Origin of the sequence: Ovoidimarina sediminis (genome assembly GCF_032586175.1) — a bacterium.
GTDB classification, from domain to species: domain Bacteria; phylum Pseudomonadota; class Alphaproteobacteria; order Rhodobacterales; family Rhodobacteraceae; genus Ovoidimarina; species Ovoidimarina sediminis.
This window is the reverse complement of record NZ_JAWHTE010000021.1, coordinates 53,067-67,809: the sequence shown is the minus strand read 5'-3', so window position 1 is coordinate 67,809 and position 14,743 is coordinate 53,067. Positions and strand designations below refer to the sequence as shown.

Below are 14,743 nucleotides of genomic sequence, written 5' to 3'. Positions count from 1 at the left end.
ATGCTGTCCTATCTGCATCCTGCGACAAGACTAGACGATTGGGCCGCTTCTTCGAAGCCGGAAAACCAGTTTGACGCAGAGCCGAACAATCAGAAACGTCAGAACTTTTCAGAAATAGCGTCAGGACTCCACATCCCTCGTTGTGGAGCATCGTACTGTACTCCTCGAAGAAATGTGGGGCGTGAAACGAATATCAGAAAGGTCCAGGAAATGACGACATACGAAATAGATGGCGGCGGAGGTCTGAGCCTTTCCGTCCAGGAATTCGGCAATGCAGCCGGCGCGCCCATCCTGTTTCTGCACGGTCTGATGCAATGCGGTCTGAGCTGGTCCAATCAGACATCAAGCCCGCTGGCCGACCGGTTTCGTCTGATCTGTATGGACGTCCGCGGGCATGGAATGTCAGGTCGTGCCACGACGGCTGCCGCCTATCAGGATTCCCGGCTTTTTGCCGAGGACGTCGCGGCAGTCATCACGACACTCGGGCTTGAGCGCCCCATTCTGGTCGGGGCCTCCTATTCAGGACTGGTCATCAATGACTATCTGTCGGTCTACGGTGATGCGAAGCTGGGGGGGATCAACTACGTCGCCTCGACCGTTTATTTTGGCAGCGACAAGGCCAATGCACTTCTCGGGGACGATTTACTAGCCCTGGTGCCGGGACTCCTGTCGAACGATCTCGCTGAGAACATCTCAACCACACAGGATTTTGTACGCCTGTTCTATGCGGAAGAGCCCACGCGGGAGGTCTTCGAGACGGTTCTGGCCTACAACATGATGGTGCCGCCGGATGTCCGGTTGGCACTTGCTAGCCGGGAACTTGATGGGGATGCCGTGATGAGCGCCGTAAGATGCCCGGTGCTGATCACGCATGGTCTCAAGGACGCCATCGTGAAGCCGTTAATGTCCGAAGCGATAAAGTCTCGAATTCCTCATGCAGAAGTTTCACTTTATGAGGAGGCGGGGCATACGACCTACGGCGAAGATACAGAGCGCTTCAACCGAGAACTTGCGGCCTTCGCCGCGGCTCGGGTCCCTGCTTGAAGAACAACCAAGCCGTCGTCTGCTGAAATGCAAATGGCGGTTTCGTCCCGCATCCCGGACATCGGGCTAAATCTGATGAAGGTCCGCTGTCAGCAGAAGCGGTCGTTCCCGCCCAAAAATATCGCTTCGAGTGCCGTGAGTGACCGGTTAGCGCAGCACAGCGGTCATCTGATCGTTTCACTCAGATGTCGCAGAAGAGCCCAGAGGCGACTCTCGAAATTCCGCTCCCGTGCGTCGCTTTCATTGCCTTCTAAGTGTCCAATGTGATCGATAGCAAAGGCCGAGAACGCTCAAGTCACTCAGCTTGGTTTGTATCGCACCGAGCAAAAGGGCCCTAGACGGTCGCAATGCCCTCTATGTCAGCGTAGTCGGACTCGCGTAGCCATTTACCAATACTTTTGATGATGCGCGCATCGCCGGAGAGAAAGAGCCGGCCTTCATCCACCTCGCGCGAAACGGTGGACCGCGCCATCAGAATGGCACTGATCGACTTGACCGTCGTCTCTACAAAGAGGTCGACGTCAAAGTCTGGTACGGATGTGCACAGTTCGACCTCTGAACCCGGTTGCGCCAGAAGCCAGCAGGTGTCGAAGTCGAGATTGGGGTCGCTAAAGTGGAACCGCATGACTACGCGCCGCTGCGGTAACTCAGTTGCAATCACTGACCTCCGAAGCTTCCAAATCAACGCGGCGATGTTTGTATCAGAGACCGCTACGTCCGCATCGATAAAGCGCTGTGCCCATACAGCCATCGAGTTCAATGTCGGCTCTAGCGCGACGGCCATTTCTGTCCGGACGTACTCGACCCCACCTGTCGCGGGATCATCAACCCGTTCAATCAGCCCATTCGCTTGCATCTCTTTGAGGCGCTTTGACAGAAGCGCGGAGGAGATATTGCCTACGCCTCTGCGAATGTCGTTGAAACGGCTCGAGCCCGACCAGATTTCGGCCAGAATCGGAATTGTCCAACGAGACTCAAGCAGTTCACAGGCTTTGGTGATTGGGCAAATCAGCCCGTAGGTTTTGACTTCCATCGCGCGCTCCTCAAGCAAGACTAGAGATCGCATCGCATTTGGGCCAGTTCACATTGTGAAGCGGAACGCTCCAGTCCGTGAACTATCTGCACATCCTGAATGCCTGCCACACTTCTCCCGAACCAAATCGGCGCTCAACGCCACACCAGACAGAGAAGCGAAATGACCCTATCCTCTCAATCCATGCCTTACCAATGCGAAGACACCGCGGCAGGGCGTTTTAGAGCTGGACTCCTGTGCTTCGCAAGTGCACTCGGGAGGCGTTCTGCATACCGCCATCTGGTCGCCGAACTGGATATGCTTCCTGAAAGCGTCCAGGCCGATGTCGGTTGCTCCGCGGAAGAATTGGCCAAGCTACGTGCTCGCTCGTCACTTTAGCAAAGCCGTCGGGTGAGCAGCTTTTCGGAAGCAGCCATTCGCAAGACGCAGATTATTCCCTGTCTTCAGTAGGCTGGCCGGCTATACGGACCTTCGGCTGTCAGAAGCGGTCGTTGGGCGAACCGGGGCTGAACGACGGCCAGGAGCCCAGAGCAGACCCCTCTCGTCACCGCTGAAAAAGCTATTCAGTCAAGGATAGAGCCAAGAATGATAGAAGCCGGCGCATGATAAAGCCCTGCCTCTAGACGAAGAGACAGGGCCAACAAAAAAATTCGAATGATGATTACTCTGTGAGACCTTTCGGGTCTGCAGGCGATACGGGTGCTCCGTTGGAGCTAGTAAGCGCACTGCCAACATTGCCCCATCCACCTTTCGGGAAGTCGGAACCTTCTTTGCCAAGAGTCCGGGCAACGCTCGCGCCCGGAAGGCCAAAGTCTCCGACGCCATCTGCGCCGCTTTTAGCGAGAGCCCCCTTCATACTTTGAGCACGATCCTTTGGCGTATGAGCGCCAGCAAAAACGGGGCCCGCGACCAGGGCCGCAACGACGGCCAGAATAGAAATCTTGTTCACTTTGTAGCCTCCACAAGCTTGTTTTTAGGGAGGGATACGCGTGGGATCGTCAGCTAGATTGAATTTCAAACGGAAACAGTTTGTTTCTGTTTTCACTACTGCATCGGCAGGTGGAACCGTAGCTTCGTCCGTAATGTAAGTGTTCAGCCGAAATGATCGTTAGCTGCCTTGAGTCCAACTAAGTGCCTTCCACTTCAAAGGCAGCTGGTCCCGCGGCACCCAGTCAGCGCTCAATCCAAAGCACACCGGTATCTAGATGCGACTCCCAGCTATGAAGAAGAGGTACGAAGAGTGATCCGGATAGAGCTGACGAGCGTAGCACGTCCTATGAACTCAGAGGCGGCCGGCGGTCGCCCTTTGTTTGAATCGAAATAAACCGAAAGGAAACCAAATGAACCGCCGCTTTGCCCTTAAAGCAACTGCGCTTGCCGCAGTTGCCGCGTTTGCCGCCGCCTGTGCCCCGATGGATGATGGTGACGATATCGTCGACATCGCATCGTCGAACCCTGACTTCTCGACGCTGGTCGCCGCTGTTTCGGCAGCGGGCCTTGTCGACACGCTGAAGAGCGACGGACCTTTCACAGTCTTCGCGCCGACAAATGCAGCATTCGAAAAACTGCCCGCTGGCACAGTCGAGACGCTTCTGAAGCCAGAGAACAAAGATCAACTTGTCTCGATCCTTACCTACCATGTAGTTCCGGCTGCTGTGACCTCCGACCAGCTAGCCGGAAAGCGTCTGTCGGTTACGACTGTCGAAGGGTCGAAAGTGCATGTCGACGGCACCGATGGTGTAACCGTTGATGGTGCTACGGTTACCGCCGCGGACATCATTGCAACGAATGGCGTGATCCATGTGATTGACAGCGTCATCCTGCCTTAAAGAGATTAGCCCGACATCAAGGGGGCTCCTCGTGTCGAACAGGGGCCCCCTTTATGAACAAATAGTCTCATAGCTGGAAATCGCAGGACTAACTTGCAGAGCTGAATGCACACTTCGTCCCGCAACTCGGACATCGAGCCTTTTCCAGCGAAGGCCCGCTGTTGGCAAAAACGGACAATGGTCTAGCACCGCGTAGCGCGAACGCAGATGTTGGGGTGGCGGTTACCGGGCCGCAGCAATCTCCCGGCATTGGGACCAGAATTCGCCGCTTTGAGTCTGTGGATAAGTGTGCTAGCCAGTCAGAGTTCCCAGACCCTCGTGTTGGGAATTTCTGACCTCCGCCCGCGTTGTTGCGGCGGGGACATCTCTCGAAAACTCTTAGTTGAATTTGTGTGCCTGCCCCTTCTGTGAAGGGAGGGAAGTACATGGACGCAACGTCCCCGCTGCGCTCGTCGTGGCGGGGCTTTTCTTTGCTGAGACTTTTCGAAGAAGGGATGCCGTTCCCGGCACGAGCTACCGCCGCAAAACCTCGTCCACCTCTTCCTCGGGCAACCCAAGCGCCTTCGCGGCCTCTCTAAGCATCCATGCGCCCGCCGACAGCTTGGCGACCTATTCGCGGTCAGCCCAGATCTCGCGCGCCCAGGTCACGCGGTCGTCGGGAAGCAGGTCTTCAACGCTGCCTTTGCGGCCTCGGCGGTCTGGCATTGGATTCAATTAGTTTTGCTACCTATTTGCTACCTTACGCCTGAGCAAGAACTCCAAGAAACCGCCAAGTATTTGATTTATTTGGCGCACCCGACAGGATTCGAACCTGTGACCTCTGCCTTCGGAGGGCATATTTTCCCTTAAGTTGCCCCTAGTTGCCCGCAGACAGGCGTATTCTAACCTGTTGATTCATTGACAAATACGGCGGAAAGGCACAGATAGGGCGAAGCTAGCCTTAGTTATAATTTTTTTACTAGGATTTTACTAATGCCAGATCTGACCACCCCGAAAGCCCGCGCAAAACTGCCGACAGGCAGCAAGCCGCACCCCCTGAAACTCGGCATTGGCCGCTTTCTTTGCTACCGCCGCCAGACGGACGGGAAGCCTGGCTCGTGGCTTCTCAGGACAGCAAAACTTTCGGGTGGGTATACCTACGAAACACTAGGCACGGCGGACGACCAATTGGACGCGAACAACCGGGACGTTCTCAGCTATGAGCAAGCCTTGGCAAAGGCAGCCGGGCAGACCACAGCAGACCCGTCACGTGTATCGGTGGCCGATGCGCTCGACGATTGGGCCGAGTGGAAATGCCGGACAGCTTCGACCGACAAGCAATGCACAGACCTGCGCAACCGCGCGCGCCGTCTCTCAGCCCCCTTCCCTCGCAAGACGCTCAAGACGATTACCGCCCGCGACATAACGCAATGGCTCAATGGCATCGTGTCCACCGGAGACAACCCGCAAGCCCGCCGCGCCACGGCAAACCGGGAACTGGCCGTCCTGAAGGCTGCCCTGACCCGCGCGGCTGACCTTCACGCCTATCAAGGCACCCGGGCATGGGTGAACGTGCAGAAGTTTCCAAAGGCTGATAGCTTCGGAAAGCGCATGGTGATTTTGACAGAGGAAGAAGAGGCCCGGCTAATCGACGCGGCCCGCCCGGACGTGGCCGACCTCTTGCGCGCCCTACAAGCGACAGGCGCACGCTTTGGCGAGATAGCATCCACCCTTGTCGGCGACCTTGAGGGCAATCGGCTGGCGCTCACCGGGAAAACCGGGCGGCGTGTCATTGTCCTGTCACCCGAAAAGGCCGAATGGTTTCGGCTGAAGGCCGGAAACAGGCCGTCAAGCGCCCCGCTTATCCCGAGGCAGGACTGCAAGCCTTGGCCCGACGGGGGCCATCTGAAGCCCGTGAGCGCGGCTGTGAGGGCTGCGGGGCTGCCTGAGGACGTGACAAGCTACGCCTTGCGGCATGGCTTTATCACCCGCGCTCTGAGCCGTGGCGTCCCGACCGTGGCCGTCGCACAGCATGTCGGGTCCAGCGTGGAAATGATCGAGCAGACCTATGCTAAATTCGCCGCGGCACAGTTGGCGGAGTGGTTTGGATGAAGTTCAACAAGGAAACCGGACGCTGGGAGGACAAGGGCGGTCCAAAAGGCATGGGAGCGTCGGCATTTCGTAATAAAGAACAAGATATCGCACGAGAGTGTCACCGACGCTGGAAAGCACTTGAGGAAAAGCGCCTGAAACAAGGTTTAGATAGTGGTGAATTGGACCAGTACGGGTTTCTCGCCCAGATGGCTTTCGACTACTTGGAGAACGCGCTGAGGCCAACAATCCAGCGCGAAGAGAAGGAGAAAAGGGGAAGCAGGAAAGGCGTCGAGAACCGCACGCTAAACAGGGAGGACTCGGTCGCCGACCGTTTGGATGAACTGAGAGCAATCTACAATCCATCAATGAGCGCCGAGTGGCACCGGACGAAATTCAACCGCGTCTATAACGCCGAATTGAAACTTAGAACCATCCAAAGAGATTTGAAGAAGATTCGAGACTAGCGAAAATACCGCGACACTGACCCCCGTTTGTGACGTCGGACTAGGGAATAATGGGTTTCAGGTTTTGACGATTGACCTGTTTTAACCCAACCGGAGTACCCCGAATGTCCGATAAAACCCTCTTCGAAATTCCGTACGTCCAGCAAGTCCCTCGCCTTCAGCTTGGCATTGAGGACGCGGCAGCCTCGCTCGGCCTGCCGGTCTCGACGCTTGAACTTGAATGTCGCCGTGGTCGCGGCCCTCAATTCTTTACTGTTGGTCGCCGGAAATTCACGACAGTCGAATTAATCCGTGAATGGCAGCAAGAAAGGATTGCCGAGGCCCGTGCTGAGGTGGCGGCATGAGTATCCTCCGCACAAAACTGCTCGCCGCTGCCGACCACGTGGCGTCAAACCAGCCGGAAGTTTTCCTGCGCGCACTCGCTCACCGGATTGCCCAGAGTGGCGACGAAAAGCAAGTCGAGCTTTTCCGACAGGCTCTCGAGGATAGCGCAATGGCGGCGGTCGCTGAAGCCGACGCGCTCGAGGCCGAGGGCAAGCGCCCTCCGCTCACGCTCGTTTAGGAGGTGGCGGCATGAGCGAGCGCATTTCCCTGCAGATTGCGTCTGACATTCAGGGGGCGATTATGCCCGCGCCTGACGGCCTCTACCTTGTCAGTGCTTATCACGAGCCGACGGGGCGGGCGGTGTACGGCATCGAGGATTCAGCCGAGCGGGCGCTTAGCTGGATGGAAGGCGCGCGGATGGTCTTTGCTAAGCCGGAGGGCGCGGCGTGAAGATAGAAACCGGCTTTCAGAACGACATTGATTGGGCCGCCTCTATGGAGGCGGTGGCCCGCGCCTTGCTCGGGGAGCCGAATAAGCACCTGTCTAAGCCTCGGGAACTGCGCTTCGGCAGCAATGGCTCGCTGTCTGTCGATATCGACAATGGGCGCTGGTTTGACTTCGAGGCAAACGAAGGCGGCGGCACCCTCGACCTGATATGCCGCAAGAAAGGCCTCTCGAATGGCGAGGCCTTCGATTGGCTCAAGGCCAACGGCATCGGTGACACCCCAACGCTGCAGGCGGCGCAAGCGGGGAAGAGCCGCATCGTCGAAACTTACCATTATGAAGACGAGAACGGGGTGCGCCTTTTCGACGTGGTCCGTTTCGAGCCGAAAGACTTCCGGCAGCGCGCGGCGGATGGCACGTGGAAGGTGAAGGGCATCCGCAAGGTGCTGTATCGCCTGCGCCAGATAACGGCGGCCCATGACGGTGCGTTTGTCTACATCGTCGAGGGCGAGAAGGACGTGCACCGGCTGGAGGCGGAAGGCCTCTTAGCGACCACATGCCCCGGCGGTGCGGGGAAATGGTGCGATAATTTCTCCGTAAGCCTGAAGGGCAAGACCGCGATTGTCCTGCCTGACAATGACGAGGCCGGACGGGACCATGCGGCCATGGTTAAGGCGTCACTGGATAAGGCCGGCGTGACCTGCCGTGTCGTCTTCCTCGACGGCCTGCCCGATAAGGGCGACGTGTCCGATTGGTTGGACGCGGGCCAACACGGCGACGAACTGCACAGACTGGCGGCGCGGGCGCTGGAAGAAGAGCCCTGCGCCGAGACTGGCAGCACATTCTATTCGGCGGAATCTCTGGAGGGGAAACCCGTCCCGTCCCGGCAATGGCTTGTGCACGGGCTTGTCCCTCAGAAAACCGTCACGCTCTTCGGGGGTGATGGCGGCACCGGCAAGAGCCTCCTGGCCCTGCAACTCGCGGTGGCGACTGTGGCGCAAACCGGATGGATTGGCCGGGCCGTCACGCAAGGGGGCGCAATCTTTCTCAGCGCCGAAGACGACGACGACGAACTGCACCGGCGGCTGGACAGTATCCTGAAGGCTGAGGGCCGGGACTATGGCGACCTCGCTGGCCTGACCATGCGCTCGCTTGCGGGGGAAGACGCCTTGCTCGCGGTCGATACGCAACTGGCGCTTATGGAAACGGAACTCTTCCGGGAACTCGATGCACGGGCTGCAGATGAAAACCCCGCGCTGATCGTGATCGACACGCTCGCGGATGTTTACCCGGCCAATGAAAACGACCGGGCCAAGGTTAGGCAATTCGTGGGTATCCTGCGGGGCCTGGCCCTGGGACGAAACTGCGCGGTGATGCTTCTAGGGCACCCGTCCCTTACCGGCCTCAACAGCGGCTCGGGCACCTCGGGATCTACCGCATGGAACAACAGCGTGCGCTCGCGCCTGTACCTGTCCCGCATCATGGATGACGGATACGAGCCCGACCCCGACGCGCGCCTGATAACGACGAAGAAAGCGAACTATGGGCGCACGGGCGACGAGATAAGGCTGAAGTGGGAGGCAGGTGTCTTCCGGGCTGAGAAGGTGGAAACCGGCCTCGATGCGGCTGCGGCCAGTGCAAAGGCCGAGCGTGTCTTCCTGAAGTTGCTGGCCATTTATGCGGCGCAAGGCCGCCGTGTGAATGCCAGCGGCGGCACGAACTACGCCCCCAAGAAATTCGCCGAACACCCTGACAACGAGGGCGTCACCCGGCGCGCCTTCAAGGACGTCATGGAGCGGCTGCTAAGAGACGGCAAAGTTAACATCCGCCAAGACGGTCCGCCGTCCCGCCCTGTCACCTTTTTGGAGGCAGCGGCATGAGTTTCACCCCGTTTCACCCCCGCTTCACCCCCTGTTCATCCCCCCTAGCCAAGCATACCCCCATACCCCCAGAGGGTGTGAACACACCTGAAGGCGTGCCCACCCCTAAGAGGGGAGTGGGCGCGACGTCTTCGTGGCGGTCGATTGGGGAGGTTGTGTCTGGCCTGCTCAATGAAAAGCCCCGCCGCGACGAGCGCGACGGGGAAGGAAAAACGAGAAAAGTCTCTCAGGAATACCGAACGTTACCAAGGCTGCATGAGTCATCAAAGCGGAATAATGAAAAACCCCGCCACGACAAGCGTGACGGGGGACTAGTAAACAGAGAGCTCCATCAAGAGGGGCTCAGTCACAGGACTAACTTCGCGAGCGGCGCTGACATTGACGTCCGTCAATCGCGCGACCAGTGGTCCCAATGTCCGGAAAAGGTGCGGACTAGCTCAACCGCCCCCCCACTTTTTACCTTCGCGTTAGGCGAACTTCAGACGCACTCGAATTCGTACACCCAGTACGGACTTCGTGGGATTGGAGACATTCCTAGAAGGATTTTCTCGGTGATTGAGACGAAGCGTGGCTCACCGTCGTCAGTCATTCCTGCATACGGCCAGCCTTCGACCAAATCGCCGGCGCTCTTTCCATACTCCCGACATGTCTCATCGGCCATAACGCGAACCGCACTGGGCGGCTCAAGAAGTGGCCTGCGAGGCCTTCCGTCAATGATTTCCTTTGGCTCTCGGTCATGCTCCCAAGCTTTGATTGCCACCGAAAGTTTGGACTTGGAAACTACTGTGTCTTGTCCTTGTTCGGTTCCTGGCGGCGCATATGAAGCCCCGCAAGATGCGACGCAAACTAAGGAAAACACGGCGAGAACACGAAGCTTTGTCATTGGCGCGATTCCCTTATTCGCCTTGCAGCATACAACTCCTGTTGCCCGTTCAGTCAAAAAGATTGGACATCCAGCATGAAGCCTTCCACCGCCGCAATCAGCTTCATCGAGGCGCTATCGGTGCCCACGGGCCGCAAGGCCGGGCAGCCTATCAAGCGCCCCCGTTTCAGAAGCAAACTCTCTACGCCCTGAAAAACAAATCTCACAACGAAAGGTCACAATATGCAGTTCCCAGAATCCGAAATCCAATTGGCCCGCGATATGTTTCTCGATGCGATATCGCAGCTTGAAGTCGAGCAGCGCAATGTCTCGGCATTCTCTTCGGCAGCACTCCTAGCCGCAGCCGAACTCTATTCCGAAATCCACGGCAGCGGCGAATTGTGGACAGCATTTGAGGAGATATCGAGAGCCGAACAAATCCGCAAAGGAACGGCGGGTCGGGCTTGAACGGTGAATCCTATTGGGGTATATTAATACCGCTCACGGATGCACCCAGATGTGCATTCGTCCAGCGGGCAAAACCGTTGGATTCCCTTCGTAAGCACGAAGGAGGCGAAAACCCGAAAACCGGGTGCGTCTCCACGTGCCCAGAAAATGCGAAGGAAACGAAATGAGTATCCCTGATATACGGAAGCAGCAGCGCGAAATCGCCGCGCGTGCCTATGACAAGTTCAACGCCATCACTGAGGACATGCCCGAACGTGAGGCGCGGAACATTGAGGCCGAGTTTGACGACCTCATGGAAGAGCACGACCGGTTGGGGCGCAAAATCCGGCTTCACCAGCTTGATGACCTGACCGCAGACATGCCTCGCGGCGCGAACGCTTCTTGCAGCGGCCTGGGTGTTGGGAGTTCTCCGCACGAGCGCGCCTTTTCCGATTGGCTCCGCGCCCCCGGCAGTGAACGCGCCAAGCAAGCCCTCATGGAACATGAAACCCGCACGGCCTCCGGGCTGACCGGTGCCGCCGGTGGCTATGTCGTGCCCGAGGTTATCGACACGAACATTCAGACCCGTGCCCGGGACAGCAATCCGTTCCGTGGGCTTGTGCGGACCGTGCGCACCCGCACCCGGGACGTGAAGTTCCCGCTTAGCGAGGCGGACGCGACCCAGGGCTGGGTTGGGGAACTCGGCACGCGGTCCCAAACGACTGAACCCACCCTTGCAAGCAAGACGCCGACCTTCGGGATGAACTACGCCTACGTTTACATGTCCGAAGAACTCGCGATGAACGCGATTGTTGATATCGAGAACTGGTTCGTGGACGAGGTATCGCGCGCCCTCGGGGAAGCGGAAGCGGATGCCATCGTCTCAGGCAATGGCACCAACAAGCCGACCGGGTTCCTGAACGTGGCCCCTGAGAGCGGCGATGACGGGTCGCGAACTGCAGATGCATTCAAGTACTTGCCAAGCGGTACAGCCGCTACGCTGGGGACTGACGCATCGGCGGTGCAGGACTTGCTGGCCGACCTCGTTTACGACCTGCACTCAGGCTACCGGGCCAATGGGCGCTGGCTCATGAACTCGGCGACAGCAGGCACACTTCGGAAATACAAGGACGCGGACAATCGGATGCTCTGGTCGGATGGCCTGGCTGCTGGTGAGCCCTCGAGGCTTCTCGGGTATCCCGTCTCCATCTGCGAAAGCATGCCGGATATCGGCGCGGATGCGCATCCCATCGGCTTTGGGGATTGGTATCGCGCTTATGTTCTCTGCCTGAACAACGGTCTCTTTGTGCAGAATGCGGACCGCAGCATCACGACGCCGGGCACGCACAAGATTTACGTGCACCAAAGCATCGGCGGGGCAACCTACGACGAGAACGCCGTGCGCTTCGCCAAGTGCGCGACGACATGAATGCGGGGAGCAGTTGGGTTCACAGCACTGGGCCCGTTCGGTGCCCAGCTGCTCCGTTCCTCTTGCCCGCAGCTAGGCGGCCCACGGGAACTTGGTCGCCTAGCAGGGGGGAGGGGGCGGGTCCGATTTCCCCAGCCTCAAAGGGGAAAACCGCGCGCCCCACAGGGATTGCACGCTAAGTAAGTTTTGGAGATGAGCATGACACGAAGAACCCGCTCAGACAGCACAGCGATGGCCGTAGAGGCGGCCCAAGCCCCGCGGGTCGTCCCGCCTTCAAACATACCGCTTTCGGATGCGGAACTGACGTTCTTCGTCAGCATCATCGAGGAAATGGCACGCGTGGAATGGACTTCGCACGCAATCGAACTCGCGGCCATGCTGGCCCGCATGATGGCATCGCTGAACGAAGAGCAGACGCAACTTCGGGAAGAGGAAACGATTGTCACAAAGCCAAGCGGTACTGTTGTGGTCAATCCACGCACGCGCATCGTGAGGGGCCTGCTGGCCGACATCATCGCCATGCGCCAGTCGCTGCAGATCCATGCGCGGGCGAAGAATGGGGAGGCTCATCGGGTGGCGGCACGCCGGGACAGGCTCAAGGACGCTGAGGGCGATTCAGACGGTCTCCTGGCGCGGCCCAATTAACCGTGACGACCGATGACCGGTTAACTCTTCATACCGGTCATTCGACTATTTTACTCAGATGACCGGGAAGAGCCGATTGTGTTGAAAAACTCGGTGTCCCGCCTCGGAAGGTCGAATTGGCAGAACATCTTCCCGCGAAGTTGCCTCATCGCAAACCATGTTTGCTAAAAGGATATCTGCGAGAACAGAGTTCCAGATTTTCAACGCGAATTTCGAGTTGCAGAGTTTTTCAACACAATCAGCCCGGAACCGACAATTGATCCAAGGCAACGCCGAATCTAAGCGCTGATCTGGTCGACTAAACTGGCTCTTTTCAACGCTGAAATCCCCGACGGCGAAACAGGATGTAATCTGATTTAGAAATCTGCATTCAGAAAAAATGCACACTAGCAGTCAGCCTTAAACCTTCCGCTCCAGGCGACATGCTATGCGATTGGTGTTCCAGCGATCCGCCGCGCCGGCACGACAGCGTCCAATGGCGGCACAGGCTTCTCGTTCTGTAAAATGCTGGAAATGCGGAAAATCATCCGAAAGTAGGTGAAGGCGGGCACTTTCCGGGAGTGGTCACCCCGGGGCAGTGGCCTGAGGCGCTTATTGCCGCTTCAGAAAGCTCGATAGCGATCTCTGCTCGGCCCCGTTCCGGAAACTGCTGAACTCAAGCTGCAGCCCGCCCTCTGCCAGCGTCCGGTCGTATTGCTGGATCTCGTAACCACCTGTCAAATCTACAAAAATCGCATACACGGTCAGCGTATCCCCGCTAAGCTGCCCCCAAACAAAGGGCTCGCCCTTCATTGGGTCTAGCTGCACGTCGTGGCCGAACAGATCCTTCCTCATGGCGGCCGCGAAAAGCCCGTCCTCCCTACTCGGCACGAACATGATCTTGTAGGAGCGTTCCTTCGTGCGCCCATCGGGCCGGATTGTGATGGTGCTCCATGCCACCGAAAACCCCGCATAGGTCTGTGCGATTTCGACACTCAAATCGCGTTTCTGCGTAGTGCCATCCGCGAGAACGAGCTCGGCGGATCCCGAATAGCTGCCCACGAACGGATCGATCCCGCGCACCTCGGCCAGTGCCGCCACAGCCGCGGACAGGGAAAGAACAAGGCCTGCGGCTAGGCCCCGTACAGATCGGCCAAGAGGAATGGAGTTTACAATCATAAGAGGCCCTCGCATCTCATCGGGAACGCATGCACTTCGAAATACCGGCACGCACCATGATGTTAGCCTATTGTGCCGTATCGTCAAAAGCCAGTCATGTCTCCGAGTTTCCGCTCCGCTCCCTTGGGCCCGAACACGGCAAAGCCGATCCCTGACCGCACGCGGCACGGCACCCTGACAGATTGACGAGGTAAGGAGATGGCAGTCCGTAGGTCCGCCGGAGTCGTTGTCGAGAAGCTCCAGAGACGTCCTATAGGCGTCGCGAGTGACTGGGGACTATGGTAGAAATGGGATAAAGATTCCGGCAGACAATGGCGATGCAAGCGCGGAATAATGGACAGAGCGACTGTCCCACCGGAGACAGGTTCGAATGCGTCTGCCAGCACCCGCTGGAGCAAACGGCAGCATCGTCCGCTGAACAGTCATTGAGAGCTCTAGCGCTAAACGGCAGCATTGCCCCGAAGCGGACATTGCCCTACCGACACAAAACCTCGTCCACCTCTTCCTCGGGGAGCCCCAGCGCCTTCGCGGCTTCTCTCAGCATCCAAGCACCTGACTGCAGTTTGGCGACCGCTTCGCGGTCAGCCCAAATCTCGCGCGCCCATGCAGTCCTGTTTTCGGGGATCAGGTCTTCGACGCTACCTTTGCGGCCACGGCGGTCAGGCATGGAAGATTCGAGTGAACAAGCTCAACGGAATTTACTAATTTTTTACTAAAGCCTCTGCCCCAAAATACTAACTCTTTGATTTATTTGGCGCACCCGACAGGATTCGAACCTGTGACCTCTGCCTTCGGAGGGCAGCGCTCTATCCAGCTGAGCTACGGGTGCCTTGGCGCAGGGCTATAGCCGCTCCACCCACCCCCTGCAACGGAAAATCCCGGGGCAACCGGTTCTTCACCTGCATGCCCTATCCCGGCCGCGGGGGCATCCGTAAACAGTGAAATGGTGTAAACATGACCGATGCCCTCACCCGCGAGGACTGGGAGCGTATTGCATTCGCGCTCTCGCATTTCCGGCACAACGTCGAGATGAAACGGACATATGACAAGGTTCAGTCCATCCTGTCGCCGCCGGACGGCGCCTGACGCCGGAACGGGCAAGGCCGCGGGC

Annotated in this window: 14 protein-coding genes and 2 tRNA genes; 12 read left to right on the top strand and 4 right to left on the bottom strand. The window is 58.1% G+C overall.

The features are described 5' to 3' along the window. Nucleotides 1-1,044 carry an alpha/beta fold hydrolase gene (locus RXV90_RS19755; protein WP_316650935.1) on the top strand — a complete coding sequence of 348 codons (1,044 nt, stop codon included), beginning with the start codon at nucleotides 1-3 and terminating at the stop codon, nucleotides 1,042-1,044. Nucleotides 1,045-1,378: 334 nt separating this feature from the next. On the opposite strand, the gene RXV90_RS19750 is transcribed toward RXV90_RS19755, so the two are convergent. Then, nucleotides 1,379-2,077, bottom strand: a complete 699-nt coding sequence (locus RXV90_RS19750; RefSeq protein ID WP_316650933.1) for a winged helix-turn-helix transcriptional regulator — start codon at nucleotides 2,075-2,077, stop codon at nucleotides 1,379-1,381. A gap of 1,340 nt (nucleotides 2,078-3,417) precedes the next feature. Between RXV90_RS19750 and RXV90_RS19745 the strand changes: the two genes are divergently transcribed. After that, on the top strand, nucleotides 3,418-3,906 hold the full coding sequence (locus RXV90_RS19745; RefSeq protein WP_316650931.1) for a fasciclin domain-containing protein: 489 nt from the start codon (nucleotides 3,418-3,420) through the stop codon (nucleotides 3,904-3,906). Between the two features lie 787 nt (nucleotides 3,907-4,693). On the opposite strand, the gene RXV90_RS19740 is transcribed toward RXV90_RS19745, so the two are convergent. Beyond that, nucleotides 4,694-4,760 (bottom strand) — tRNA-Arg (locus tag RXV90_RS19740). 118 nt (nucleotides 4,761-4,878) lie between these two features. On the opposite strand from RXV90_RS19740, the gene RXV90_RS19735 reads away from it, so the two are divergent. From RXV90_RS19735 to RXV90_RS19695, 9 genes are all read left to right on the top strand, one after another. After that, nucleotides 4,879-5,997 carry a tyrosine-type recombinase/integrase gene (locus tag RXV90_RS19735; RefSeq protein WP_316650929.1) on the top strand — a complete coding sequence of 373 codons (1,119 nt, stop codon included), beginning with the start codon at nucleotides 4,879-4,881 and terminating at the stop codon, nucleotides 5,995-5,997. Then, nucleotides 5,994-6,443 carry a hypothetical protein gene (locus RXV90_RS19730; protein WP_316650927.1) on the top strand — a complete coding sequence of 150 codons (450 nt, stop codon included), beginning with the start codon at nucleotides 5,994-5,996 and terminating at the stop codon, nucleotides 6,441-6,443. The genes RXV90_RS19735 and RXV90_RS19730 overlap by 4 nt, the downstream gene beginning before the upstream one ends. A 104-nt stretch (nucleotides 6,444-6,547) precedes the next feature. Further along, nucleotides 6,548-6,787, top strand: a complete 240-nt coding sequence (locus RXV90_RS19725) for a hypothetical protein (RefSeq protein ID WP_316650925.1) — start codon at nucleotides 6,548-6,550, stop codon at nucleotides 6,785-6,787. After that, nucleotides 6,784-7,005 carry a hypothetical protein gene (locus RXV90_RS19720; protein WP_316650923.1) on the top strand — a complete coding sequence of 74 codons (222 nt, stop codon included), beginning with the start codon at nucleotides 6,784-6,786 and terminating at the stop codon, nucleotides 7,003-7,005. Before RXV90_RS19725 ends, RXV90_RS19720 begins: the two co-directional genes overlap by 4 nt. An 11-nt stretch (nucleotides 7,006-7,016) precedes the next feature. Further along, nucleotides 7,017-7,217, top strand: a complete 201-nt coding sequence (locus tag RXV90_RS19715; RefSeq protein WP_316650921.1) for a hypothetical protein — start codon at nucleotides 7,017-7,019, stop codon at nucleotides 7,215-7,217. Continuing rightward, complete coding sequence (locus RXV90_RS19710; RefSeq protein WP_316650919.1) at nucleotides 7,214-9,091, top strand: AAA family ATPase; 1,878 nt, start codon at nucleotides 7,214-7,216, stop codon at nucleotides 9,089-9,091. The genes RXV90_RS19715 and RXV90_RS19710 overlap by 4 nt, the downstream gene beginning before the upstream one ends. A 1,144-nt stretch (nucleotides 9,092-10,235) precedes the next feature. After that, the gene (locus tag RXV90_RS19705; protein WP_316650917.1) at nucleotides 10,236-10,421 is read left to right on the top strand and encodes a hypothetical protein; all 186 of its coding nucleotides are present in this window, start codon (nucleotides 10,236-10,238) and stop codon (nucleotides 10,419-10,421) included. Between the two features lie 124 nt (nucleotides 10,422-10,545). Continuing rightward, a complete protein-coding gene (locus RXV90_RS19700) occupies nucleotides 10,546-11,829 on the top strand; it encodes a phage major capsid protein (RefSeq protein ID WP_316650915.1) in 1,284 nt (427 codons plus the stop codon). 231 nt (nucleotides 11,830-12,060) lie between these two features. Further along, the gene (locus RXV90_RS19695) at nucleotides 12,061-12,474 is read left to right on the top strand and encodes a hypothetical protein (RefSeq protein WP_316650913.1); all 414 of its coding nucleotides are present in this window, start codon (nucleotides 12,061-12,063) and stop codon (nucleotides 12,472-12,474) included. Between the two features lie 591 nt (nucleotides 12,475-13,065). On the opposite strand, the gene RXV90_RS19690 is transcribed toward RXV90_RS19695, so the two are convergent. After that, nucleotides 13,066-13,554 carry a hypothetical protein gene (locus RXV90_RS19690; protein ID WP_316650912.1) on the bottom strand — a complete coding sequence of 163 codons (489 nt, stop codon included), beginning with the start codon at nucleotides 13,552-13,554 and terminating at the stop codon, nucleotides 13,066-13,068. 830 nt (nucleotides 13,555-14,384) lie between these two features. After that, nucleotides 14,385-14,461, bottom strand: a tRNA-Arg gene (locus tag RXV90_RS19685). A gap of 125 nt (nucleotides 14,462-14,586) precedes the next feature. Between RXV90_RS19685 and RXV90_RS19680 the strand changes: the two genes are divergently transcribed. Continuing rightward, on the top strand, nucleotides 14,587-14,718 hold the full coding sequence (locus RXV90_RS19680) for a hypothetical protein (RefSeq protein WP_316650910.1): 132 nt from the start codon (nucleotides 14,587-14,589) through the stop codon (nucleotides 14,716-14,718). Nucleotides 14,719-14,743 lie beyond the last annotated feature (25 nt).